The sequence below is a fragment of the Paragemmobacter straminiformis genome (assembly GCF_014243445.1).
In the GTDB taxonomy this organism is placed as follows: domain Bacteria; phylum Pseudomonadota; class Alphaproteobacteria; order Rhodobacterales; family Rhodobacteraceae; genus Paragemmobacter; species Paragemmobacter straminiformis.
Genome location: NZ_JACLQD010000001.1, coordinates 1,068,670 through 1,092,614, shown reverse-complemented (window position 1 = coordinate 1,092,614; position 23,945 = coordinate 1,068,670). Strand labels below are relative to the sequence as shown.

Sequence of the window (23,945 nt, the reverse complement as noted above, 5' to 3'; positions counted from 1 at the left end):
AGCGGTGCCAGTCGCGGCGCTTGCAACGGTTCCGCAGGCCCTGCAGGGGCCGCGACCCAAGCCGCGACCTGCGACGATTGCCCTGCCGACAGCAAGCCCGGCCGCCGGTCTTGCCGCGCTGCCGCCTGCCCTGAGCGGTCAGATACCGCGCCCCCTGCCGCGTCCTGCAAGCCTTGCGATGCCGGTTCCTGCACTTTTGGCGGTCACCGTGTCACCCGCGACCGATGGCACCCTGCGCCCCAGGAAACGCCCCGACGTTCTGCTGGCTTCGGCGCCGGTCGAAGCAGCACCAGCCGACGAACCCGCGCGTGGCGGCGGCCTCGGGGCGCTTTTCGGCAACCGCAAACCGAAAAAGCCGGTCCCGACCGACGGTTATGTCTGCGGCGACCCCGACATTCGCGGCGACGAGCTGGCGCCGATAACGTCGAAAGTCAAAGGCTGCGGGGTCGAGGAACCGGTCCGCGTCACGTCGATCGACGGCATACGCCTGCGGGGCGGGGCGACGATCGACTGCAACACGGCAACGGCCCTCAAGACATGGATCGACAAGGGCATGCAGCCCGCCTTCTCCAAAGATGTGGTCGAGTTGCAGATTGCCGGAAGCTACGTCTGCCGTCCGCGTAACAACATTCGCGGCAACAAGATCAGCGAACACGGGCGCGGCAAGGCGGTGGATATTTCGGCCTTCGTCTTTTCCGATGGCAGCGAATGGACGGTCAAATCAGACTACAATCGGCAGATCCGCAAGGCGCACAAGGCCGCCTGCGGCATCTTCGGCACGACGCTCGGCCCCGGATCGGATGGCTACCACGAAGACCATCTGCATTTCGACACCGCCGGTTACCGCAACGGCCCCTACTGCCGCTAGAACATCTGCGGCGCCGGCCCGAGGGGGAGCGGCCCCAGCGTCATGCGCCCCGATTGCATGACCAGCGGAATGTCCAGCACGTCGGGGTTCGCGCCCTGTTCCGACAGCAATTCCATGGCGCGTGTTACGGTTGGCGACACTTCGGCTGTCACCAACCCCGCCGCGACCAGCACGGGAACCAGTTCGCGCCAGTTTTGCACCCTTAGCTCGATCCGGCCTTCGGCGGTGCCATCGGCGGCGGGGCTTACCTCGCCATTGGCGGAAATGACCATATCGCCCCAGCGCAAAAGCCCTTCCTTCACCCGTAGTGCGGACAAACGCGGCCGGGCCACGGCGGCAAAACGGTCAATCGGCGCGGTAAAGGTTGCAACCATGTCAAGCCGCACCTTTTCGACCTGTTCGGGCAGGGCGGACCGGTTCGCCAGCGCCATGCGGAACTCTGCGGGCGGTGTCAGGGTCGTGACCTCGATCCCGATTTCGTGCGCCTTGGCGTCATCGGGCGCGAGGCGCGTGGCGAATGTCGCCTTGGTGGCCGAAACCTCCCACCCGTCGGCGCGCAGCAAGGCCGGATTGTCGGCGGAAACAACCGTCCGGTCGAGCGCCAATGCCGTGCCGGGGATCATCACGAGGCTGCCTTCGAACTGGCTCGACGTCAGGCGGAAGGGGCCGAAAGGCGTGTCGATTTCCTGCTCTTGCGGCAAGGCCGCGATCAGGTGCCACGGCTTCCACGTCATCATGAACACCTGCGCAAAGGGCGCACGCCAGCCCCAGCCACGGGCCGTATCGGCAAGGGCGGGGTCCGTCACGGTCAGGTCGAAGCGGTTGGGAAAGCCCAGAACCGTGATATCGCTTTGCGCTGCCGTCACATCGCCATGCGGTGCCGCGAACCAAGCCGTCACCTCGCGTTCGACAAGACGCGAACCGACGACCCAGTAACCGGCCCAAAGAATGGCCGCGATCAGAACCGCGACAAGCAATGCCCGCATCGGACGCCCTTTCCAAGTTCAACGCCCTGTTGTCTACAGGTGCGGCAACATGAGGGCCAGTCAATGAAAGCTGCGCTTTGGGTCTTCGGCTATGGGTCGCTGATCTGGCATCCGGAATTTCCCGTGGCCGAACGCCATGTGGCGCGGCTGGCGGGCTGGCACCGCAGTTTCTGCATGCGCTCGATCCACCATCGCGGCTCGGTCGAAGCGCCGGGTCTGGTGCTGGCGCTGGACAGGGCCACGGGCGTGCATTGCGACGGCGTCGCCTTTCGCGTGGCGGAAGGCGCCGAAGACGAAACGCTGGCGGCATTGCGGGAAAGAGAGCTCATATCTTCCGCATATATCGAGGAATGGCTTGATGTGACCCTGTCGGATGGCCGTCAGGTCACGGCGCTGGCCTATGTCATCGACCCCGTGCATGAACAGTATTGCGGTGGCCTGCCGCTCGAGGAGCAGGCCGAAATCATTGCCCATGCGACAGGCGGACGTGGGCCGAACCGCGACTACCTCTATTCGACCGCGGAACATCTTGCAGCACTTGGCATCGCCGATGCCGACCTCGACTGGTTGGCCGCAAGGGTCCGGCAACTGTGTTCGTGAACGGGCTTCCCCTTGGCATGGGGCGTCGGGCTGTTATGGTGATCGCGCAGCAGAACCTTGTGGATGTGACCTGATGGACAAGTTCCGGGCCGAGCCGGCCACCACCTTCAGCCAGCCGATCCGGCAACTGGTGTTCATGCTGGTCGTTGTCGTGCTGGTCGCCACGGGTGCCTGGGTGATCCATGCGCAGGTGGCGGGCATTTTCCAGACAAACCCGTTGCTGAACGGTTTCATTGCGGGCGTCTTTTTCCTCGGGGTGCTGACCTGCTTCTGGCAGGTGTTCATCCTGATGCAGTCGGTCAGCTGGATCGAGGATTTCGTGCGCCATATTCCGGGGCACGAAAACACCCGCCCGCCGCGTTTGCTGGCGCCGCTCGCCTCGCTTTTGCGATCGCGCGGGAAAAAGATGCAGATCTCGAATTCCTCGTCGCGGTCCATCCTTGAATCGGTCGCCACCCGCATCGACGAGGCGCGGGATATCACCCGCTATCTGACCAACCTGCTGATTTTTCTGGGGCTTCTCGGCACATTCTACGGCCTTGCCACCACGGTTCCGGCGGTGGTCGAAACCATTCGCTCGCTTGCCCCGCAAGAGGGTGAAACGGGCATACAGGTTTTCACGAAGTTGATGGGGGGCCTCGAGAACCAGTTGGGCGGGATGGGGACGGCGTTTTCCTCGTCCTTGCTGGGCCTTGCCGGATCTTTGGTTGTGGGGTTGCTCGAACTTTTTGCCGGACACGGGCAGAACCGCTTCTACCGCGAGTTGGAAGAGTGGCTGTCGTCGATCACCCGCGTGAGCCTTGCTTCTGATGGCGAAGGCGGCGACAGCAATGCGATGGCGGCTGTGGTCGACCAGATGGCGGCGCAGATGGATGCGCTGCAATCCCTTTATACCCAATCCGATATCACGCGTGTCATGGTCGAAGACAAGATCGACGATCTTGCCCGCGCCATCACCAAGCTGGCCGAGCGGATGGAGGCCGAAACCGGACAGGCGGCGGCCCTGAACCGGATCGCCGAAGGGCAGGACCGGCTGGTCGCGGCACTGACGGGGGCCGAGGGAGGCGCGCATTCGGATGCCGAAAGCCGGATGCGCCTGCGGTCGATCGACGTGCAACTGCTTAGGATACTTGAAGAAATTTCGGCCGGACGTCAGGAAAGCACGGCCGATCTGCGCGGCGACATCGCTGCGTTGACGGCCGCGATCCGCACGCTGTCGCGTGGCACGGTCGGGCGGGGGTAGATCATGGGCCTTCGGTCGCGCCGAGATACTGCGATGATCTGGCCCGGCTTTGTGGACGCCGTGACCACGCTTTTGATGGTCATGATGTTCATTCTGACCATCTTTACCGTGATGCAGGTGGTGCTGCGCGACACGATCACGGCGCAGTCGAACGAGTTGGACAGCCTGACCGACCAGATCGCGCAATTGGCCGATGCCTTGGGGCTGGAAAAGAAGAAGGCTGCCGAGCTGACGGCGCAGGTGGGGGAACTGGACGCCTCGCTTGCGGCGGCAAAGGCCGAGGGAGAGAAACAGGCGTCGCTGATCGCCTCGCTTTCGGGGCAGTTGGCGACGGCGCAGGGAGATTTGGCGACCGCGCAAGGCAAGATCGTCAGCTTTGAAGCGCAGGTCGCATCGCTTCTGGCGGAAAAGAACAAGCTGACAGGCACTGTCCAAGAGCTTGAAACCGCACAACAAAAACTGCTGACCGAGCAAGAGGCCGCGCAACTGGCGCTGGCCAAGGCGCGGTCCGAGATCGACAAGCAGGCGGAAGAGGCGCGGCTTGCGGCGGCGCGGCGCGAGGCGATGGCCGCGCTGGTCGAGACGTTGCGGCGGCAATCGACCGAAGCCACCGCCAAGCTGGGCGATGCCGAGGCGGCACGGCTGGTGGATGCCAAGGCCTTGGAAGAATTGCGAAACAAGCTGAAATCATCCGATGACGAGATCACCGCGATGACGCTTGCATTGGAAGAAGAGCGGCAGCGCGCCGAGGATACGCTGACCCTTTTGGCGGCTGCCAAATCCGAGGCGGCGAAGCGGGCCGAGGGGTTGACCGGCAAGGACGCGGCGCTTGAGGCGGCGAAGCAAGCCCTGAGCGAGGAACAGGCCAAGTCCTTGGAAGCGCAGCGGAAAATGGCGCTGCTGAATGAGCAGATCGCCTCGCTTCGTGGGCAGTTGGCCAGCCTTCAGGCGGTGCTGAACGAGGCGGCGGACAAGGATGCCAAGGCCAAGGTGCAGCTTGAAAACCTTGGGTCGCAGTTGAACGCGGCCTTGGCGCAGGTGGCGTCCGAGCAGCGGAAAAGGGCCGAACTGGAAGAGGCGGAAAAGCTGCGTTTGCAGGCGGAAAACGCCGATCTGGCGCGATACCGGTCGGAATTCTTTGGCAAGCTGTCGTCGCTGCTGGACGGGCGCGAAGGGGTGCGCGTGGTGGGTGACCGCTTCGTGTTTTCCAGCGAGGTCCTGTTCAAACCGGGGGCGGCCGATCTGGCCCCGGAAGGGCAGGCGCAGATTGCCGGAGTGGTGAAAATATTGAATGAAATCAAGGGAGATATCCCGCCCGAGATTGACTGGATCATCCGCGTGGACGGCCATACCGACAATATCCCGCTGCTGGGAACGGGGCTGTTCAAGGACAATTGGGAGCTGTCGCAGGCGCGGGCGCTTTCGGTGGTTCGCTACATGCAGACGGCCCTTGGTTTCCCGCCCGAGCGGATGGCCGCGACGGGGTTCGGGGAATACCGCCCCGTAGCGGCGGGCGACGACGAGGCGAGCCGCGCGCAGAACCGTCGGATCGAGTTGAAATTGACCGAGCGTTAAATGGTGCGGATGCACATCTGATGCACAGGTTTGACACGGCGGCTTAAGACTTTCTTCACCCGTGCGGCAAAGAAAAAGGCCCCCGCCTTGCGGCAGGGGCCTTTGGTCTTGTGTCGGGGTCGCGCCTTACTCGGCGGTCAGCAGCGGCGGCTTCGAGCCTGTCAGGCGCGGCTTGGCCGGTTCTTCGATGTTCAGCACGATGCCGTCATCCTTGACCGCGACCTTGACCACGCCACCCTTGACCAGCTTGCCGAACAACAGTTCTTCGGCCAGCGGCTTCTTGATGTGTTCCTGGATCACGCGGCCAAGCGGGCGGGCGCCCATCTTGTCATCATAGCCCTTGTCGCCCAGCCAAGCGGCGGCTTCGGGGGTGAGTTCGATGTGAACGCCACGGTCCATGAGCTGCGCTTCGAGTTGCAGGACGAACTTCTCGACGACTTGCAGGATCACTTCCTTGCCAAGCGGGGCGAAGGAGATCACCGCATCCAGACGGTTGCGGAATTCGGGGGTGAAGGTCCGCTCGATGGCGGCGGTGTCTTCGCCCGTGCGCCGCTCGCGCCCGAAGCCGATGGCCGATTTCGACATTTCCTGCGCGCCGGCGTTCGATGTCATGATCAGGATCACGTTGCGGAAATCGACCGTGCGACCGTTGTGGTCGGTCAGTTTGCCGTGGTCCATGACCTGAAGCAGGATGTTGTAGACATCGGGGTGCGCCTTTTCCATTTCGTCCAAGAGCAGGACGCAATGGGGGTGCTGGTCGACGCCATCGGTGAGCATGCCGCCCTGATCGAAGCCGACATAGCCCGGAGGCGCGCCGATGAGGCGGGAAACGGCGTGCTTCTCCATGTATTCCGACATGTCGAAGCGCAGCAGTTCCACGCCGAGCGAGCTTGCAAGCTGTTTGGCGACTTCGGTCTTGCCGACGCCTGTCGGACCGGCAAAGAGGTAGTTGCCGATGGGCTTTTCAGGCTCGCGCAGGCCGGCGCGGGCGAGTTTGATCGCCGAGCAGAGTGCTTCAACCGCCTTGTCCTGACCGAACACGACGCGTTTGAGGGTTTTTTCCAGATCGCGCAGGGTTTCGGCATCGTCCTTGGACACGTTCTTCGGGGGGATGCGGGCGATTTTCGCCACGACAGCCTCGATTTCCTTGGTGCCAAGGGTTTTGCGCTTCTTGCCTTCGGGCAGAAGGTGCTGGGCGGCGCCCGCCTCGTCGATCACGTCGATCGCGCTGTCGGGCAGTTTGCGGTCGTGGATGTAGCGCGCGGCAAGTTCCACCGCCGATTTGATGGCGTCGGAGGTGTAGCGCAGGTCGTGATGTTCCTCGAAATGCGGTTTGAGGCCCATCAGGATCTTGATGGCATCGGGGACCGAAGGTTCGTTCACGTCGATCTTCTGGAAGCGGCGCGAGAGGGCGCGGTCTTTTTCGAAGTGCTGGCGGAATTCCTTGTAGGTGGTCGAACCCATGCAGCGCAGTTTGCCGCCCTGAAGCGCGGGCTTGAGAAGGTTCGAGGCATCCATCGCCCCGCCCGAAGTGGCGCCCGCACCGATGACGGTGTGGATTTCGTCGATGAACAGGATCGCGTCGGGGTGATCCTCCATCTCTTTGACGACGGCTTTCAGACGCTCTTCGAAATCGCCACGGTAGCGGGTGCCGGCCAGAAGCGCGCCCATGTCGAGGCTGAAGATCGTGGCATGGGCCAGAACTTCGGGAACCTCTTTCTTGACGATCTTCCACGCCAGACCTTCGGCGATGGCGGTTTTGCCCACGCCCGGATCGCCCACCAGAAGCGGGTTGTTCTTGCGGCGGCGGCACAGGACTTGAATCGCGCGCTCGACTTCGGCATCGCGGCCGATCAGGGGGTCGACATCGCCCTTGCGGGCTTTGACGTTGAGGTCGACGCAGTATTTCGACAGGGCGGATTCCTTCGCCTCGCCGGCTTCGGCTTTCGGTGTTTCCTGATGTTCTTCGGCACCGGAGACGGGGCGGGATTCGCCGTAGGACGGGTCTTTGGCGACGCCGTGGGCGATGAAGTTCACCGCATCATAGCGCGTCATGTCCTGCTCTTGCAGGAAATAGGCGGCGTTGGATTCGCGTTCGGCGAAGATGGCCACGAGGACATTGGCCCCCGTCACCTCGGTCCGGCCCGAGGACTGGACGTGGATCGCGGCGCGCTGGATCACGCGCTGGAAGGCTGCGGTCGGCACGGCCTCGGACCCTTCGACATCGGTGACGAGGGTGGAGAGGTCGTCGTCGATGAATTCGATCAGGGTTTTCCTGAGATCGTCGAGGTTGACCGAGCAGGCCTTCATCACGCGGGCTGCATCGGGTTCGTCGATCAGCGCCAGAAGCAGATGCTCCAGCGTTGCGAGTTCATGGCGGCGTGCATTCGCCAAAGCGAGTGCGCCGTGGATGGCCTGCTCGAGTGTGGTCGAAAATGACGGCACGTTGGGTGCTCCTGTCCTGCGGGCCGGACGGGTCGACGGACCCGATCCAGCCGTGGCCTCATGCCCTTAGACTTCGGCTTTATTCGCCGCACTTCAAGGACAAATTGGCGCTAATTTCGCTTTGCCGCCAAAGGACCGGAAAAAGTGATCGTTTGGTGGCGGTGGATGCCTAGAAGCTGTCCTTGCGGGACCGGATTTCGGCAAAAACCTTGGCGTCGGGGGCGGTGCCAAGGGCGGTGTTGGCCCTTATTTCCGCGCTGTGGGTGCGGAGGAAGGGGTTGGTTGCCAGTTCTTCGGCAAGGGTGACGGGAACGGTGGGATGCCCGCCTGCGCGCAGCGTCGCCACCTTGTCTGCACGAGAGATAAGCGCAGCGTTGGAAGGTTCAAGGGTCAGGGCGAAGCGGATGTTCGCGGCGGTGTATTCATGGCCCGAGCAGATCAGCGTGCCGGGGGCCAGCCGCGCCAGTTTCTGCAAGCTGGCGTGCATCTGGTCGGGGGTGCCTTCGAACAGGCGGCCGCAGCCCGCGGCCATCAGGCTGTCGCCGGTGAAGGCAAGCCCTGCGGCGGGGATGTGAAAGGCGATGTGGCCGACGGTATGGCCGGGAACCTCGAGGGTTTCGACGCTGTGGCGGCCGAGGGTGAAGCTGCCGTCCGCGGGCAGGGACAAATCGAGCGGGGGCAGGCGGTGGGCATCGGCCGCAGCCCCGGTGACCAGAGCGCCCGTCGCGTCGCGCAGGGCGGGGACGCCGTCGATATGGTCCCAGTGATGGTGGGTAAGCCAGATGTCGGTCAGCCGCCAGCCGCGCTGCCCGAGCGCCGCGAGGATGGGGGCGGCCTCGGGCACGTCGACAACGGCGGTTTCGCCGGTTTCGGGGTCGTGGATCAGGTAGGCGTAATTGTCCTTGAGGCAGGGGATGGTGACGAGTTCGAGCGGCATGGTCTTTGTCCCTGTCTTGGGTATGCTGTCGCCAGTCTGGACCGGCAGGAAAGCCAAGTGCAATGCACCTCGACGTGCTCGACCTTCGCAATTTCTATTACCGCACGCAGCTGGGCCGCGTGGCGCAGCGGGCGATCCGCGATCAGGTGGTCAAGCTGTGGCCGGTGCAGGCGGGGCAGACGGTGGCGGGCTTCGGTTTTGCCGTGCCGCTGCTGCGACCCTACCTGACCGAGGCGCGGCGGGTAATCGGGCTGATGCCGGGGCCGCAGGGGGTGATGCCCTGGCCTGCGGGACTGGAGAACGTGTCGGTGCTGTGCGAGGAGGAGCATTGGCCGATCTCGACGGGGTTCATCGACCGGCTGGTGCTGATGCACGGGCTGGAAACGTCGGAACACCCTTCGGAGGTGCTGCAAGAGGCGCATCGCGTGCTGGGGCCGGGGGGGAAGGCGATGTTCATCGTGCCGAACCGGTCGGGCCTGTGGTCGCGGCGGGACGGAACGCCCTTTGGCTTTGGCCGGCCCTATTCGATGTCGCAGCTGGAAACGCAGCTGAAGCGGCACGGCTTTACGCCGGAGCGCACCTGCGCCGCGCTGTTCTCGCCCCCCGCGCAGGGGCGGTTCTGGCTGCGGACGGCGGATTACTGGGAAGGCTTCGGGCGGCGCTTCGGGCCGTGGCTGGCGGGCGGGGTGCTGATGGTCGAGGCATCAAAGCAGGTCTATGCCCCCACGCGCGGGGGGCTGGGGGCGGTGGTGCGGCGGCCCTTGCGGGTGCTGGAAGGCGTGGGCAAGGGCGTGCCGGAACCTGCGATGACGCAAGGCGACTGAGCGGGCAAATTTCTTCGAAGAAATTTGCAGATCCGTTCGGACGGATTTGGCGCGGCTGTCCGGCAGGGGCGGCGGCGGCAGGGGCGGGCCGCAGGGTCGGGCACGGTGTTGCACGGTCTGGAAAGCGCGCTGATTCTGGCGGTTTGCACCCCGCTTTGCCGCCCCCGCCCCGCGCAAAGAGTCGCAGGGGCGGGCGCTTTGGCGAAACCCCCAGAAAATCATGACCAAATCAGTCACGTTCACGCTTCCTTGACGGTTGCGGGGTTCCTGCACCTCTGCTAATGACGCCGCAAATTCACACCGACGCGCGCAACAGCGTGCGCCTTGGGAAGCCTTTGCCTGCGGGTCAGCGGGACGGGGCGAAAACAGCGGAAGGGTTGACGTGTCCGAACCAGCTTCGATCTCCTCCGGCATCGCCGCACGCTACGCCACGGCGCTTTTCGACCTTGCTAAGGAAGAAGGCGGCCTCAAGGCGCTGGAACGGGATGCCGACGCGCTTGCAGCGGCTTTGGCCGCAAGCCCCGAACTTGTCGCGATGATCGGCTCGCCGGTCGTGTCGCGTGACGAACAGGCAGGTGCCATTGCCGCCATCGCCGCCAAGATGGGCGTGTCTGTGCTGGTCGCAAACACGCTGGCGCTGATGGCGCAGAAGCGGCGCCTGTTCGTGCTGCCGCAGCTTGTCACCGACCTTTTGGCGCGCATCGCCGCCGAAAAGGGCGAGGTGACCGCCGAAGTGACCAGCGCCGCGGCGCTGACCGCCGATCAGGCGAAGAAACTGGCCGACACGCTGAAAGCGCGGGTGGGCAAGGACGTGAAATTGAAAACCGCCGTCGATGAGACACTTATCGGTGGTCTTGTCGTCAAGCTGGGCTCGACCATGATCGACACTTCGGTGCGGTCGAAGCTCGCGGCTCTCCAGAATGCAATGAAAGAGGTTGGGTGATGGGAATTCAGGCTGCTGAGATCTCTGCGATCCTGAAAGAGCAGATCAAGAACTTCGGCAAGGATGCCGAAGTGGCCGAAGTGGGCCGCGTTATTTCGGTTGGTGACGGGATCGCCCGTGTGCACGGGCTGGACAACGTCCAGGCCGGTGAAATGGTGGAATTCCCCGGCGGTATCCGCGGGATGGCGCTGAACCTCGAAGTCGACAACGTCGGCGTCGTGATCTTCGGTTCCGACCAGGACATCAAGGAAGGCGACACCGTCAAGCGCACCAAGTCCATCGTGGACGTGCCCGCCGGCAACGCGCTGCTGGGCCGTGTCGTTGACGGCCTTGGCAACCCGATCGACGGCAAAGGCCCGATCGCGGCGACCGAGCGTCGCGTCGCTGACGTGAAGGCCCCCGGCATCATCCCGCGCAAATCGGTTCACGAGCCGATGGCAACCGGCCTGAAAGCCGTGGACGCGATGATCCCCGTAGGCCGTGGCCAGCGCGAACTGATCATCGGCGACCGCCAGACCGGCAAGACCGCCGTGGCGCTCGACACCATTCTGAACCAGAAGTCGTACAACGAAGCGGCTGGCAACGACGAGAGCAAGAAGCTGTATTGCATCTACGTCGCCATCGGCCAGAAGCGTTCGACCGTGGCGCAGCTTGTGAAGAAGCTGGAAGAAACCGGCGCGATCGACTACACGATCGTCGTGGCCGCGACCGCTTCGGACCCGGCGCCCATGCAGTTCCTCGCGCCCTATTCGGCGACCGCGATGGCGGAATTCTTCCGCGACAACGGCCGCCATGCGCTGATCATCTATGATGACCTTTCCAAGCAGGCCGTGGCTTACCGCCAGATGTCGCTGCTGCTGCGCCGTCCGCCGGGACGTGAAGCCTATCCGGGCGACGTTTTCTACCTCCACTCGCGCCTTCTGGAGCGGTCGGCCAAGCTGAACGAGGATTTCGGTGCCGGTTCGCTGACCGCGCTGCCGATCATCGAAACGCAGGGCGGCGACGTGTCGGCCTTTATTCCGACGAACGTGATCTCGATCACCGACGGGCAGATCTTCCTTGAAACCGAACTGTTCTATCAGGGCATCCGCCCCGCTGTGAACACCGGTCTGTCGGTGTCGCGCGTCGGCTCTTCGGCGCAGACGAACGCGATGAAGTCGGTTGCCGGCAAGGTGAAGCTCGAACTGGCGCAGTACCGCGAAATGGCGGCCTTTGCGCAGTTCGGTTCGGACCTTGACGCTTCGACCCAGCAGCTGCTGAACCGCGGCGCGCGTCTGACCGAGCTGATGAAGCAGAACCAGTATTCGCCCATGACCAACGCCGAGATCGTCTGCGTGATCTTCGCGGGCACCAACGGCTACCTCGACAAGATCGCGGTGAAGGACGTTGGCCGGTTCGAAGCGGGCCTGCTGAAGCATCTGCGGACCACGGGCAAGGCCCTTCTGGAAGACATCACCAAGAACGACCGCAAGGTTGCGGGCGATCTGGAGAAGGCGATCCGGGCCGAGCTGGACAAGTTCGCGAAAGACTTCGCCTGAGGGCGGGGCAGGGAGATAAACGATGCCCAGCCTTAAGGACCTAAAGAACAAGATCGCGAGCGTTAAGAACACGCGCAAGATCACCAAGGCGATGCAGATGGTTTCGGCGGCTAAACTCCGCCGGGCCCAGGATGCTGCCGAGGCTGCACGCCCCTATGCCGAACGGATGAATGCCGTGATGGCGGGGCTGGCGGCTTCGGTCGGATCGTCGGCTTCGGCCCCGCGCCTTTTGGCGGGGACGGGGTCGGACAAGGTGCATCTTCTGGTGGTGATGACGGCCGAGCGCGGGCTTTGCGGTGGCTTCAACAGCACCATCGCGCGCCTTGCCCGTCTGCATGCGCAAGAACTGCTGGCCGCCGGCAAGACGGTGAAGATCCTCACCGTCGGCAAGAAAGGCCGCGAGGCGCTGAAACGCGACCTTGGCGCGCATTTCGTCGGCCACGTGGACCTGTCGGATGTGAAGCGCGTGGGCTATGTCAACGCGCAGGCCATCGCACGCGACATCATCGGCCGTTTCGACGGCGGTGAATTCGACGTGGCGACGCTGTTCTTCAACCGCTTCCAGTCGGTGATCAGCCAGATCCCGACCGCGCAGCAGGTGATTCCGGCGAAATTCGACGGGGCCGCCGTTACCGCGCTTTACGATTACGAGCCGAGCGAAGAGGCCATTCTGGCCGACCTTCTGCCGCGCGGCTTGGCGACGCAGGTCTTTACCGCCCTGCTGGAGAACGGTGCGTCGGAACAGGGCGCACGGATGAGCGCGATGGACAACGCAACGCGCAACGCAGGCGAGATGATCACCAAGTACACGACGATCTATAACCGCTCGCGTCAGGCTGCGATCACCAAAGAGCTTATCGAAATCATTTCGGGCGCCGAGGCGCTCTGAGGAACCGGAGAAACGACATGGCAAAAGCACCGAAAGCGGCTGCCGCGGCGGGCAAGGTGACGCAGGTCATCGGCGCTGTGGTTGACGTCCAGTTCGAAGGGGCCCTTCCGGCCATTCTGAACGCCCTCGAAACCGTGAACAACGGCAAGCGCCTTGTTCTGGAAGTGGCGCAGCACCTGGGCGAGAACACCGTCCGCACCATCGCTATGGACGCGACCGAAGGTCTGGTCCGTGGCGCGCCGGTGAAAGACCTCGGCGCACCGATCTCGGTGCCGGTGGGTGACGCGACGCTGGGCCGCATCCTGAACGTCATCGGCGAGCCGGTGGACGAAAAGGGCCCGGTCAACGCGACCGAATACCGCCCGATCCACCAGAAGGCCCCGTCCTTCAGCGAGCAGGCGACGGAAAGCCAGGTTCTGGTGACCGGCATCAAGGTCATCGACCTGCTGGCCCCCTATGCCAAGGGCGGCAAGATCGGCCTGTTCGGCGGCGCCGGCGTGGGCAAGACGGTTCTGATCATGGAACTGATCAACAACATCGCCAAAGTGCACTCGGGCTATTCCGTGTTCGCGGGTGTGGGTGAACGGACCCGTGAAGGGAACGACCTGTACCACGAGATGATGGAATCGGGCGTTATCAAGGTCGATAACCTGACCGAGTCGAAAGTGGCCCTTGTTTACGGCCAGATGAACGAGCCTCCGGGGGCGCGTGCCCGCGTGGCGCTGACCGGCCTGACCCTGGCCGAACAGTTCCGCGACCAGTCGGGGACGGACGTGCTGTTCTTCGTGGACAACATCTTCCGCTTTACCCAAGCCGGTTCGGAAGTGTCGGCTCTGCTGGGCCGTATTCCTTCGGCCGTGGGTTACCAGCCGACGCTGGCGACCGACATGGGCGCGCTGCAGGAACGCATCACCTCGACCAAGGCGGGTTCGATCACCTCGGTTCAGGCCATCTACGTTCCGGCCGACGACCTTACCGACCCTGCGCCTGCGACCTCGTTCGCCCACCTCGACGCCACCACGGTGTTGTCGCGTGCGATCTCGGAGCTTGGCATCTATCCGGCCGTCGACCCGCTCGACTCGACCTCGCGTCTGCTTGACCCCGCCGTGATCGGCGACGAGCATTATCAGGTCGCCCGTTCGGTTCAGGGCATTCTTCAGCGCTACAAGTCGCTTCAGGACATTATCGCCATTCTCGGGATGGACGAACTGTCGGAAGAGGACAAGCTGACGGTGGCCCGCGCCCGCAAGATCCAGCGCTTCCTGTCGCAGCCCTTCGACGTGGCGAAGGTTTTCACCGGTTCGGACGGCGTTCAGGTTCCGCTGGAAAAGACCATCGCTTCGTTCAAAGCGGTCGTTAACGGCGAATACGATCACCTGCCGGAAGCCGCCTTCTACATGGTCGGCGACATCGAGGAAGTGGTTGCCAAGGCCCAGCGTCTCGCCGCGGCTGCGGCCTAAGGGGGCGACATGGCAGGCACGCTGCAATTCGACCTCGTCTCGCCGGAACGGAGGCTTGCCTCTGTCGCCGCGACCGAGGTGCAGATTCCGGGCGCCGATGGCGACCTGACGGCGATGGAGGGGCATGCCCCGACCATCACCACGCTGCGGCCCGGCATCCTGAAGGCGCTGGGCGCTGACGGCACCAAAGCCTATGTGGTCACCGGCGGTTTCGCCGAGATCACGGCGGCGGGCGTTTCGGTTCTGGCCGAGCGCGCGGTTCCGGTGGAAGAAGCCAACGCCGCCCTGTTCGACGCGTTGATGGTCGAGGCCCGCGAGGCCGCTGCCGCGACCGAGGACAAGGACGTTGCCGACAAGCTGGTCGCCGATATGGCGGCCCTGCGCGCGGCAGCTGGGCTGTAAAGCGTTAAGCGTTCCTTAACGCTTTGGGCGAAAATTGGGGCTCTGCCGTCTGGCAGGGCCCTTTTTCGTTGTTTTCGGTCAATGTTTCGTCCCGAAAGCCGTATAATGAGTGACCATGAGTTCGAAACCGAAGCGACAGGTGATCAGCGGGCCGATGGGTATCCAGCAGGGAAGCCGGATGCTGTTTTCGGATTACGCGACGGACGGGCCGATGTGGACCGGCGAAGGGCGGCGGGAAAGCCGCCATGTGATTGTCTTTGCCGAACCGTTCCTTGCAAAGCCCGCGGTGATGGTCGGCATTTCGCTTTGGGATATGGACCACAAGTCGAACATCCGCGCCGATCTGTCGGCGGAAGAGGTGACCGCGACGGGGTTCCACCTGGTCTTTCGCACATGGAGCGATACGCGCGTTGCGCAATTGCGGGCGGACTGGACGGCGATCGGCCCCGTGCGGGACGAGGATTTGTGGGAGGTCGAGTAGGCGGCCAAGTCCCGCCGCGCCGCAGCCCCCCCGCTTTGCAAAGGGAGGAGGGGCGCTTGGCGGGACGGGCCGCGCCCCCTGTCAGGCGCGCTGGTACATGCCTTCGTAGATCGGAACGAGGGTGTCGGTTTCGAACAGCGACGAGACCGAGGTGCCGTTCCAGATGTTCAGGATGGCTTGGGCGAACATCGGTGCGGTGGGCACGATGCGGATATTGGGCGCGGCCTTGACCTTGTCGGTCGGTTCGATGCTGTCGGTGATGACGAGCGATTTCATCACCGATTTGGTGATGCGTTCCACGGCGGGGCCGGACAGCACGCCGTGGGTGATGTAGGAATGCACCTCGGTCGCGCCGTTTTCCATAAGGACTTCGGCCGCTTTGCACAGCGTGCCGGCGGTGTCGCAGATGTCATCGACGATGATGCATTTCTTGCCCGCGACATTGCCGATCACGGTCATTTCCGCGACTTCGCCCGCCTTTTCGCGGCGCTTGTCGACGATGGCGAGCGGGGCATGGATGCGCTTGGCGAGTTCGCGCGCGCGGGCCACGCCGCCCACGTCGGGCGAGACGACCATGAGGTCATCCATCTGGCCCTTGAAGTTGTGTTCGATGTCGAGCGCGAACACCGGCGAGGCGTAGAGGTTGTCGACCGGAAGGTCGAAGAAACCCTGAATTTGCGCGGCGTGCAGGTCGAGGGTGAGGACGCGGTCAACGCCTGCCTCGGCGATCAGGTTGGCGACGAGCTTGGCGCTGATCGGCGTGCGGGCCTTGGCGCGGCGGTCTTGCCGCGCGTAGCCGAAATAGGGGATCACGGCGGTGATGCGGCTGGCCGAGGAGCGGCGGAGCGCATCGACCATGATCAGCAGTTCCATCAGGTTGTCGTTTGCGGGGTTCGAGGTGGGCTGGATGACATACATGTCCTCGCCCCGCACGTTCTCGAACACCTCGACGAAAATCTCTTGGTCGTTGAACCGTTCGACGCGGGCGTCGACGAGGTTCACCGACATGCCGCGATGCATCGACATGCGGCGGGCGATGGATTTGGCGAGAGACAGGTTCGCGTTGCCGGAAATGAGTTTCGGCTCGGTGATTGCGGGCATGGTTACTCCGGTGGGCTCGGATTCGGGTTGGTTGTGCCTTAGCACCGCGTTACGCTCTTGGAAACACGGGCGAAGGGCGGGGTGCGGAAATGGCGCAGATTGAGTACTTTTTGGCGCTGCAATCGCCGTGGGTCTATCTGGCCGGACGGCGGCCTGCCGAGATTGCGGCACTGCACGGGGCGACGCTGGTCTACAAGCCGCTTGATGCGCTGGCGCTGTTTCCGCGCACGGGGGGCAAGGTGCGGGCCGATCGGCATCCGTCACGGGTGAGCTATTCCGCCGAGGATCTCGCGCGGCAGGCCAGGAAGCTGGGTGTCAGGATGACGGCAGACCCGTTGTTTCGCGGGGCGAACCCTGCGCCTGCGGCCTATGCGCTGATTGCGGCGCAGGCGGCGGGGGGCGGCGATCTGGCGGGCTATGTTCTGGCCATCGGGCGGGCGATGTGGGCCGAAGGCAAGGACATCTCGGAGGACGAGGTGATCCATGCGGCGCTGGCAGAGAACGGTTTCGATCCCAAGGTCGCGGATCGGGGGATGCTGATGGCGGCCGAGACCTATGCCGGAAATCTGGAAGAGGCGGTGTCAAAGGGCGTTTTCGGCGTGCCGTTCTTCGTGACGGAAGGCGCGCGGTTCTGGGGGCAGGACCGGCTGGACGATCTGGAGGCGCATCTGGCGGGGGCCTAGCCTTGGCGGCGGGCGACTTTGCCCTGTGCGGGGCCTCTGGGCGTGGCGCGGGGTGAACGGGTGCGACGGGGGGCTGTCTGCCCCCCGCGCCGCCAAGGGGGCGGCGTCCCCCCGAGGATATTTGAGCGGGTGTGAAAGCGGGGGCGGGCGCGTCAGCCCCTGAGGGCTGTGACGAAATCGTCGACGTGGTCGGTGGTGGTGTTCCAGCTTGTGACCATGCGGGCGGTTTCGCGGCCTTCGGGCGTGGGGCGCAGATCGTAGTAGATGGCCCCTGCGGCTTGCAGCCGGTCGTGGCCGCCCGCTTCCCAATTGGCGAAGACGATGTTCGCTTGCGAGGGATGGGTCAGCGCCGCATGGGGCAAGGCCGCGATGCCCTGCCAGAGCCGTGCGGCCATGTCGTTGGCGTGGACGGCGAGGCGGAGCCAGAGGTTGTCGGCCAGATAGGCCTGCATCTGGGCCGACAGGAAACGGTGCTTGGAAAAGAGGTGACCGCCGCGTTTGCGGCGCAGCTCGAACTCCCACGCCTTGGCGGGGTCGAAGAAAACCACCGCCTCGACACCGAGAAGGCCGTTCTTGGTGCCGCCGAAGGAAAGCACGTCGATGCCCGCGCGCCATGTCATTTCGGCGGGGGAGGATTTCGTTGCCACGATGGCATTGGCAAAGCGCGCGCCGTCGAGGTGGCAGGGCAGGCCGTGGGCCTTGGCCAAGGCGGTGAGGGCGGCGATCTCGGCGGGGGTGTAGAGGGTTCCCGCCTCGGTCACGTTGGTGAGCGAGAGCATGCCGCGCTGCACGCCGTGGACGCCGCTTGCCCCCGTGGTGGCAAGGGCGGCGGCCAGGGTTTCGGGTGTCATGCGGCCATGCGCGCCTTCGACGAGGACGAGCTTCGCGCCCGAGGCGTAGAATTCCGGCGCGCCGCATTCATCCTCGGCGATATGGGCGTGGCGGTGGCAGAACACGGCACCCCAGGGCGGGGTGAGGGTGGCGATGGCGAGGGCATTGGCGGCGGTGCCGGTGGGGACGAGGTAGACCGCAGCCTCGGGCGCTTCGAAAAGGTCGCGGATGCGGGCGGTGACATCGGCCATGATGCGGTCGTTGCCGTAGCTGCGGTCATAGCCTTCGTTGGCGCGGAGCAGGGCGTTCATCACCTCGGCCGGAGCGCCGGAGGTGTTGTCGGAGGCAAAGAACATCAGGTCTGGTCCTCGATGATGTAATCGTCCCAATCTTCCTCGTCGACCTCGAACTCCGGCACGGTCAGGCCACGGACCGAGCGGCCCGCCTTGTGCGTGCTGTCGGGGTCGCCGGTGACGAGGGGGTGCCAGTCGGGAAGGGTCTTGCCCTGATGAAGCAGTTTGTAGGCGCAGCTTGCGGGCATCCAATAGGCGATTTTCGGCAAGGTCTTGGGCGTGAGGCGCACGCAATCGGGCACGAACTGGTGGCGGATCGGGTATTGCGTGCAGCGGCAGGTTTCGCCGTCGAGCAGGCGGCAGGCGACGCGGGTGTATTCCACCTCGCCCGTGTCTTCGTATTCGATCTTGTTCAGGCAGCATTTGCCGCAGCCGTCGCAGAGCGCCTCCCATTCGGGGGCGGTCATCTTGTTCAGGGGAACGGTTTCCCAAAAGCGCGGGCGGAGTTTTTCGGTCATGGGGGAAAGGTGCCCGTTTGGCGGGCGGAAGGGAAGGGGGGCCAAATCCGTTCGGACGGATTTGCAAATTTCTTCGAAGAAATTTGCCTGTCAGAGCGCGGAGAGGATTTCGCGCGCCTTGACGCAGTCGGCGTCCATCTGGGTGATGAGGGCGGGGAGGCCGTCGAATTTCAGTTCGGGGCGGAGGTAGTCGACGAAACCGATCGAGATGTGCTGGCCGTAAAGATCGCCCTTGAAATCGAGAAGGAAGGTTTCGAGGTTGGGCCGGTTCACCCCGAACATCGGCCGCACGCCAAGGCTGGCGGCCCCCATGTAGCTGCCCGCCTGCGGGCCCGTCAGGACATCGGCGCGCACGGCATAGACACCGAGGCGGGGCAGGTGCAGCCCGTCTACCGACATGTTGGCTGTGGGGTAGCCCAGTTCGCGGCCGCGCTTCTCGCCGTGGATCACCTCGCCCTCGATCCGGTGCCAGTGGCCGAGCATGGCGGCCGCCGCGCGGGGGCGGCCCTCGGCCAGCGCGGCGCGGATGGCGGTGGATGACACCTCTTGCCCGTCGATGGCCAAGAGGGGGGCGATGGTGACCGCAAAGCCGAGGTCGCGGCCCAGCGTGGCGAGGTCTTCGGCCGTGCCCGCGCGGCCCTTGCCGAAGCGGAAGTCGGCGCCGACGACGACATGCGAGATGCCCAATCCCTGCACCAGCACCTGGCTTGCGAATTCGGCAGGGGACAGGCCGGACAGGGTGGCATCGAAGGGAAGTTCGTAAAGCTCGGCCACGCCAAGTTTCGCAAGACGGTTGGCGCGGGCTTCGGCGTTCATCAGGCGGAAGGGGGATGCGTCGGGGGCAAAGACCTGACGCGGATGGGGTTCGAAGGTCACGACACCCAAGGGGGCCGCGCCGCGCGCGCGGTCGATCACCGAGCGGTGGCCGAGGTGGACGCCGTCGAAATTGCCCATGGCGACGGAAGCGCCCTGTGCATCGCGGGGAAGTCCCTGCCAGTGATGGTGAATACGCATCTTACCCCAAGGCGCGCACGGGGCGCGCCCGTGGCTGTCAGTCGAACTTGCGGCTGGGCGCCAGAACCAGCGCCTCGCCCTTCAGGACAACCGTATTACCCACGGCGCAGTGGGTTTCAAGGGTGACGCGGCGCTTGGCGTGGTCGATCGCGGTCACCTTCACCTCGGCCCGCACGGTATCGCCGGGGCGGACGGGGGCCATGAAGCGCAGGCTTTGGCCCAGATAGACCGTGCCGTGGCCGGGAAGCTGTTCGCCGATCACAGCGGAAATCAGGCCGGCGGTCAGCATGCCGTGGGCGATGCGCCCCTCGAATATGGTGTCTTGGGCGTAGGAATCGTCGAGGTGGACGGGGTTGCGGTCGGTCGACACCTCGGCGAACATTTCGATGTCGCGGTCAGTGACGGTTTTCAGCAGATAGCGGGTCATCCCGATTTCGAGATCTTCGATGCAGATCGTGCCGCGGGGCTGGTTGTCGATGGCGCGTGCGAACATGGGTCTGGTCCTGCTTGGGCTTGGCAGGACCATAGCCGATGCTGCGGCGCGGCGCAATCGGTTGGGTAATAAATATTCGCCTTGCGACTATTTGACGTAATTATGTTGCTGGATCAGCGCAGGAAAGGGATGGCAAAGGTCGAATACTGCTGTTTCGCGCCCAGCCACGCGGCCAGCAGCGCCGGATCGGGCGAGGCGGCATCGGGGCCGAATTCGTCTGCGGCGATTCCCCCTGTGACGAAAAGCGTGTCGAGCCCTTCGGACAGCCCGCCCTGCACATCGGTGTTCACCCCGTCGCCGATGCACAGGATGCGCGGGTCGGGCGAGTCGTTCAGCAGGGCAAGGCGGCGGCGGGCAAGGTCGTAGATCGGCGGGTGGGGCTTGCCGAAGTAAAGGGCGGTGCCGCCCATCTGTTCATAGGCGGCGGCCAGTGCGCCTGCGCAATAGAGGCGGCGGTCGCCGAGGTCGACGATGAGGTCGGGGTTGGCGCACAGCATGGGCAGGCCGTTCGCCTTCATCGCAAGCAGGGTGGCGCGATAGTCGTCGGGCGTTTCGGTCAGGTCATCGGCAAGGCCGGTGCAGACGACGCCCTCGGCCTCGGCCAAGGGGACGCGGGTGATGTTCGTCCTGGCGGCGAGGGGGGCGAGGTCGGGCGAGATGTCGGAGAAGAAGGTCAGGTCCTTCGGTGCGCCGATGTGGTGGACGCGCGTGCCGACCGCGCCGGAAAACAGCGCATATTGCGCGGCGTCGCCGGATGAGACGATGTCATGCCAGCAGTCGGCAGGCACGTTCATGCCGAGAAGCTGGGCCGCCACGCTGGATTTGGGGCGGGGCGAGTTGGTGAGCAGAAGCACGGTGCCGCCACGGGCCTTGAAGGCGCGCAGAGCCTCGACCGCGGCGGGGAAGGCCGTCTTGCCGTTGTGCAGGCAGCCCCAGAGGTCGCAGAAGACGGCATCGTAGCGGTCGGAAATGCTGGCGAGGCTGTCGATCAGGTCGGTCATGGGGTTCTCCTTGGCTTGCGCGGAGTGATAGCGCAGCGGGAGGAAAGAGGGAATGCGGGCGGTGGTTCCAAATGGCCGCGCCCCCGTTTCCCTTGCCCTGACAGGGCGGGGCGATGGAAAGGGGCTGGCGTTTGTGAGTTCGGGCGCATGAAAAAGGCCCCCTTGCGGGGGCCTTGGCGCGGCGTTCGGGCCTGTCAGAGCTTGAGCGCGGGGATGATCTGCTTCTTGCGGCTCATGATGCCCGGAAGGACGACGGTGTCACCGGTGACCTTGGCGCCGAACGAGGCTTCGGCCAGTTGCTTCACCAGATCGTTGGGGACCAGCAGCGTGGCCTCTTCCTTGATGATATCGACGACGAAGAGCAGAACCTGATCGGCCCCGTCCTCTTTCGCGACGCCCTCCATCGAGGCCATCAGGCTGGCCTTGCGGTCGAGCACGACCTTGGGTGCGGTGGTTTCGAGGACCGAGACGCGCAACTCCTTGCCCGCGACGGTGTATTCCTTGGAGTCCATGCGCAGCAGTTCGGCGTCGGAGAAGGCGGAAACGTCGGACTTGGCCTCGAACATCCTGGTGGCGAGGTCGTTCAGGTTCACGCCCAGATCGGCGGCGAGTTTCTCGGCCACGGCGCGGTCATGCGGCGTGGTGGTGGGCGAGCGGAACTCCAGCGTGTCGGAAAGGATGCAGGACAGCATCGCGCCCTTGATGCCGCGCGGAGCCTTGGCCACGGCGTCGCCCATCAGGTCGTGCATGATGGTGGCGGTGCAGGCGAGCGGGCGGATGGTGATGTCGATCGGGGTCTTGGTCTTGATGCCGCCGACCAGCATGTGATGGTCGATGATGCCGGTGATCTTGGCGTCATTGATCGAGGGGGGCAGTTCGGCGGGGTTGTTGGTGTCGACGATGACGACGGTGTCATCGGCCGAGACGTCGGCGATGATCTCGGGCTTGGCAAGGTCCCAGTGCTTGAGGACGAAGGCGGCTTCGGTGTTCGGCTCGCCCAGAAGGACGGGTTTTGCGGGGGTGCCGGATTGGGTCAGATACCAGGCCCAGATGATGGGCGAGCCGGTGGAATCGGTGTCGGGGGATTTGTGGCCGAAGACGAGCGTGGTCATGGGAGGTGCCTGTGCGAGGGTGAACTTTGGCGCGCTGTATATGCTGCGGCGCGGCGTTTGTCACCACGGGGCAAGTGCGGCTTTTTCTGACGCGGCAGCTAACGGGGCGGGCACGGATTTTTCTGCGAAGAATCCGTCGGGCGATCTTTCCGCGAAAGATCGGGTGGGGGAGGTTTCGCGGAAAGACCGGTTTGCGAATGCTTTGCGGAAGACGTCAGAGCGGCAGGCGTTCGATCTTCCAGCCATCGGCCTGCAACAGCGCCAGCACGCCGTTTTCCCCCGACAGGTGCAGCGCGCCGAAGGCGGCGAAGACGGGGCCCTTGGCGCCGGCGGCTTGCAGGACGGGACTCCATGCGCGGTTGCGCGAGGTCATCAGCGCGGTTTCCATCGCGTCGAAGTCGCGGGCGACCTGTTCGGGGCCGTAGTCCGGCAGCTTCAGCGCCAAGTGGCGGCTGAGTTCCCAGATCAGGCGGGCGTCCTCGTCGAAATAGGCTGTGGCAAGGGTGGCGGAGTAATCCTCGGCCTGCGCCTCGGTTGCGAGGGCGGAGCGGATCATCGCCAGCTGGTCGGCGGGTGGCATGGTGTCGAACATGCGCAAGACCGTGTCATGCGGTTCGAGTGCCGCGACGGGAAGGGCGCGGTCCGTGGCGTGGCGGATCAGCCGCTGGTCGAGACCGCCTGAGGCAAGTGCTGCCTGATCGGCCATAGCGCAGGGCGGCAGGGCGAGCAGCATCGTCACATACCAGGGGCGCAGCTTGGCGGCCATGAAGGCGGGCATGCCGCGGGCATTCATCGCGGCGGAAAGCGCCTCCCATTCCTTGGCGGGAAGGGATTCGGGCAGGGTCGGCCCGTTGGTCGAGACCATCAGGGCGGGGTTCTTTGCAAGGTCGGATTTGAGGGCGGCTTCCTCGGCGGGGCCTGCCTCGACCAGCAGGGTCGTGGCGGCGTCGAGCAGCGGGGTGACGCGGGCCATGATGGCATCATGGCGCGGGTCGTCGAAATGGTAGGTGCCGAGCAGGGTGATCGATTCGTCCCCGCGTGTCGCTTGCCAGAGCAGGCCGCGCGCGAAGGGGGCGGCATCGGTCGCGGCGCGGATTTCCGCCTGTTCCGCAGGCGGCAGCGCGGTGAACAGATTGGCACCCCGACATTCGGCCTGAGCGGCGGCGGGAAGGCACAGGGCCAGCAGGGCGAGGCGTTTCAGCGGGTTCATCGGCATATCCTTGGGGGCAGGGCAAAGGTGGCATCGCGGGGGCGGGCTGCCAAGGGGCGCGGCGGCACCCGCGCGCAACTTTAGCGGCGGCCGAGTTCTTGACACGGGCGGCGGGCGGGCCTATCTGAGGCGTCGTTAGCACTCGTCCAATATGAGTGCTAATCGTATTCAACCTGGAACCTAGGGAGTGTTCTCAGATGGCATTCAAACCGCTGCATGACCGCGTGCTCGTCAAGCGCATTCAAGGCGAAGACAAGACCAAGGGCGGTCTGATCATCCCCGACACCGCGAAAGAAAAGCCCGCCGAGGGCGAGATCGTCGCTGTCGGTGCAGGCGCGCGCAAGGATTCGGGCGAGCTGATCGCACCGTCGGTGAAAGCTGGCGACCGCATCCTGTTCGGCAAATGGTCGGGCACCGAAGTGACGCTCGACGGTCAGGAACTGCTGATCATGAAAGAAAGCGACATCCTCGGCATCATCGCCTGAGGACGCTTGCGGT

General features: G+C 64.5%; 24 protein-coding genes. 13 read left to right on the top strand and 11 right to left on the bottom strand.

Annotated features, from left to right (window positions below; genetic code table 11):
- The first annotated feature begins 178 nt into the window (after nucleotides 1-178).
- Nucleotides 179-868 (top strand): extensin-like domain-containing protein, encoded by a 690-nt coding sequence (locus tag H7F16_RS05175; RefSeq protein ID WP_185796455.1) that lies wholly within the window; start codon nucleotides 179-181, stop codon nucleotides 866-868.
- On the opposite strand, the gene H7F16_RS05170 is transcribed toward H7F16_RS05175, so the two are convergent.
- Entirely contained in the window at nucleotides 865-1,854 is a 990-nt protein-coding gene (locus H7F16_RS05170) for a DUF2125 domain-containing protein (RefSeq protein WP_185796454.1), read from the bottom strand. The two genes, H7F16_RS05175 and H7F16_RS05170, sit on opposite strands and share 4 nt — an antisense overlap.
- A 63-nt stretch (nucleotides 1,855-1,917) precedes the next feature.
- On the opposite strand from H7F16_RS05170, the gene H7F16_RS05165 reads away from it, so the two are divergent.
- The 3 genes from H7F16_RS05165 (at nucleotide 1,918) to H7F16_RS05155 (ending at nucleotide 5,272) form a co-directional block, all read left to right on the top strand.
- The gene (locus tag H7F16_RS05165; protein WP_185796453.1) at nucleotides 1,918-2,454 is read left to right on the top strand and encodes a gamma-glutamylcyclotransferase; all 537 of its coding nucleotides are present in this window, start codon (nucleotides 1,918-1,920) and stop codon (nucleotides 2,452-2,454) included.
- Between the two features lie 73 nt (nucleotides 2,455-2,527).
- On the top strand, nucleotides 2,528-3,697 hold the full coding sequence (locus H7F16_RS05160) for a biopolymer transporter ExbB (RefSeq protein ID WP_185796452.1): 1,170 nt from the start codon (nucleotides 2,528-2,530) through the stop codon (nucleotides 3,695-3,697).
- A gap of 3 nt (nucleotides 3,698-3,700) precedes the next feature.
- Nucleotides 3,701-5,272 (top strand): peptidoglycan -binding protein, encoded by a 1,572-nt coding sequence (locus tag H7F16_RS05155; RefSeq protein WP_185796451.1) that lies wholly within the window; start codon nucleotides 3,701-3,703, stop codon nucleotides 5,270-5,272.
- Nucleotides 5,273-5,398: 126 nt separating this feature from the next.
- Here H7F16_RS05155 and clpA read toward each other — a convergent pair whose 3' ends face one another.
- Nucleotides 5,399-7,717: an ATP-dependent Clp protease ATP-binding subunit ClpA gene (gene clpA, locus H7F16_RS05150; RefSeq protein ID WP_185796450.1), complete on the bottom strand. Its 2,319-nt coding sequence runs from the start codon at nucleotides 7,715-7,717 to the stop codon at nucleotides 5,399-5,401.
- Nucleotides 7,718-7,886: 169 nt separating this feature from the next.
- Nucleotides 7,887-8,654: a hydroxyacylglutathione hydrolase gene (gene gloB, locus H7F16_RS05145; protein ID WP_185796449.1), complete on the bottom strand. Its 768-nt coding sequence runs from the start codon at nucleotides 8,652-8,654 to the stop codon at nucleotides 7,887-7,889.
- Between the two features lie 62 nt (nucleotides 8,655-8,716).
- On the opposite strand from gloB, the gene H7F16_RS05140 reads away from it, so the two are divergent.
- The 7 genes from H7F16_RS05140 (at nucleotide 8,717) to H7F16_RS05110 (ending at nucleotide 15,191) form a co-directional block, all read left to right on the top strand.
- Nucleotides 8,717-9,478: a class I SAM-dependent methyltransferase gene (locus tag H7F16_RS05140; RefSeq protein ID WP_185796448.1), complete on the top strand. Its 762-nt coding sequence runs from the start codon at nucleotides 8,717-8,719 to the stop codon at nucleotides 9,476-9,478.
- A 382-nt stretch (nucleotides 9,479-9,860) separates the two neighbouring features.
- Nucleotides 9,861-10,421: a F0F1 ATP synthase subunit delta gene (locus H7F16_RS05135; RefSeq protein ID WP_185796447.1), complete on the top strand. Its 561-nt coding sequence runs from the start codon at nucleotides 9,861-9,863 to the stop codon at nucleotides 10,419-10,421.
- The gene (atpA, locus tag H7F16_RS05130) at nucleotides 10,421-11,959 is read left to right on the top strand and encodes a F0F1 ATP synthase subunit alpha (RefSeq protein WP_185796446.1); all 1,539 of its coding nucleotides are present in this window, start codon (nucleotides 10,421-10,423) and stop codon (nucleotides 11,957-11,959) included. Before H7F16_RS05135 ends, atpA begins: the two co-directional genes overlap by 1 nt.
- 22 nt (nucleotides 11,960-11,981) lie before the next feature.
- On the top strand, nucleotides 11,982-12,848 hold the full coding sequence (locus tag H7F16_RS05125) for a F0F1 ATP synthase subunit gamma (RefSeq protein WP_185796445.1): 867 nt from the start codon (nucleotides 11,982-11,984) through the stop codon (nucleotides 12,846-12,848).
- A 17-nt stretch (nucleotides 12,849-12,865) separates the two neighbouring features.
- Nucleotides 12,866-14,308, top strand: coding sequence for a F0F1 ATP synthase subunit beta (gene atpD, locus H7F16_RS05120; protein WP_185796444.1), 1,443 nt, complete (start codon nucleotides 12,866-12,868; stop codon nucleotides 14,306-14,308).
- Nucleotides 14,309-14,317: 9 nt separating this feature from the next.
- A complete protein-coding gene (locus H7F16_RS05115) occupies nucleotides 14,318-14,710 on the top strand; it encodes a F0F1 ATP synthase subunit epsilon (RefSeq protein WP_185796443.1) in 393 nt (130 codons plus the stop codon).
- A 115-nt stretch (nucleotides 14,711-14,825) separates the two neighbouring features.
- The gene (locus tag H7F16_RS05110) at nucleotides 14,826-15,191 is read left to right on the top strand and encodes an H-type lectin domain-containing protein (protein ID WP_241741177.1); all 366 of its coding nucleotides are present in this window, start codon (nucleotides 14,826-14,828) and stop codon (nucleotides 15,189-15,191) included.
- 81 nt (nucleotides 15,192-15,272) lie between these two features.
- On the opposite strand, the gene H7F16_RS05105 is transcribed toward H7F16_RS05110, so the two are convergent.
- Nucleotides 15,273-16,292 carry a ribose-phosphate pyrophosphokinase gene (locus H7F16_RS05105; RefSeq protein ID WP_185796442.1) on the bottom strand — a complete coding sequence of 340 codons (1,020 nt, stop codon included), beginning with the start codon at nucleotides 16,290-16,292 and terminating at the stop codon, nucleotides 15,273-15,275.
- A gap of 89 nt (nucleotides 16,293-16,381) precedes the next feature.
- Between H7F16_RS05105 and H7F16_RS05100 the strand changes: the two genes are divergently transcribed.
- The gene (locus H7F16_RS05100; protein WP_185796441.1) at nucleotides 16,382-16,975 is read left to right on the top strand and encodes a 2-hydroxychromene-2-carboxylate isomerase; all 594 of its coding nucleotides are present in this window, start codon (nucleotides 16,382-16,384) and stop codon (nucleotides 16,973-16,975) included.
- A 152-nt stretch (nucleotides 16,976-17,127) separates the two neighbouring features.
- Here the strand turns inward: H7F16_RS05100 and H7F16_RS05095 are convergent, their stop codons facing one another.
- From H7F16_RS05095 to H7F16_RS05065, 7 genes are all read right to left on the bottom strand, one after another.
- On the bottom strand, nucleotides 17,128-18,162 hold the full coding sequence (locus tag H7F16_RS05095) for a threonine aldolase family protein (protein WP_185796440.1): 1,035 nt from the start codon (nucleotides 18,160-18,162) through the stop codon (nucleotides 17,128-17,130).
- A complete protein-coding gene (locus H7F16_RS05090; RefSeq protein WP_185796439.1) occupies nucleotides 18,162-18,617 on the bottom strand; it encodes a YcgN family cysteine cluster protein in 456 nt (151 codons plus the stop codon). Before H7F16_RS05090 ends, H7F16_RS05095 begins: the two co-directional genes overlap by 1 nt.
- Nucleotides 18,618-18,707: 90 nt before the next feature.
- Nucleotides 18,708-19,631 carry a bifunctional riboflavin kinase/FAD synthetase gene (locus H7F16_RS05085; protein WP_185796438.1) on the bottom strand — a complete coding sequence of 308 codons (924 nt, stop codon included), beginning with the start codon at nucleotides 19,629-19,631 and terminating at the stop codon, nucleotides 18,708-18,710.
- 37 nt (nucleotides 19,632-19,668) lie between these two features.
- The gene (locus H7F16_RS05080) at nucleotides 19,669-20,124 is read right to left on the bottom strand and encodes a MaoC family dehydratase (RefSeq protein ID WP_185796437.1); all 456 of its coding nucleotides are present in this window, start codon (nucleotides 20,122-20,124) and stop codon (nucleotides 19,669-19,671) included.
- Between the two features lie 113 nt (nucleotides 20,125-20,237).
- Nucleotides 20,238-21,125, bottom strand: coding sequence for a TIGR01459 family HAD-type hydrolase (locus tag H7F16_RS05075; protein ID WP_185796436.1), 888 nt, complete (start codon nucleotides 21,123-21,125; stop codon nucleotides 20,238-20,240).
- 194 nt (nucleotides 21,126-21,319) lie between these two features.
- Nucleotides 21,320-22,237 (bottom strand): manganese-dependent inorganic pyrophosphatase, encoded by a 918-nt coding sequence (locus H7F16_RS05070; RefSeq protein WP_185796435.1) that lies wholly within the window; start codon nucleotides 22,235-22,237, stop codon nucleotides 21,320-21,322.
- 214 nt (nucleotides 22,238-22,451) lie between these two features.
- On the bottom strand, nucleotides 22,452-23,447 hold the full coding sequence (locus H7F16_RS05065) for a TraB/GumN family protein (RefSeq protein WP_185796434.1): 996 nt from the start codon (nucleotides 23,445-23,447) through the stop codon (nucleotides 22,452-22,454).
- Nucleotides 23,448-23,644: 197 nt separating this feature from the next.
- Between H7F16_RS05065 and H7F16_RS05060 the strand changes: the two genes are divergently transcribed.
- On the top strand, nucleotides 23,645-23,932 hold the full coding sequence (locus H7F16_RS05060; RefSeq protein WP_185796433.1) for a co-chaperone GroES: 288 nt from the start codon (nucleotides 23,645-23,647) through the stop codon (nucleotides 23,930-23,932).
- Nucleotides 23,933-23,945 lie beyond the last annotated feature (13 nt).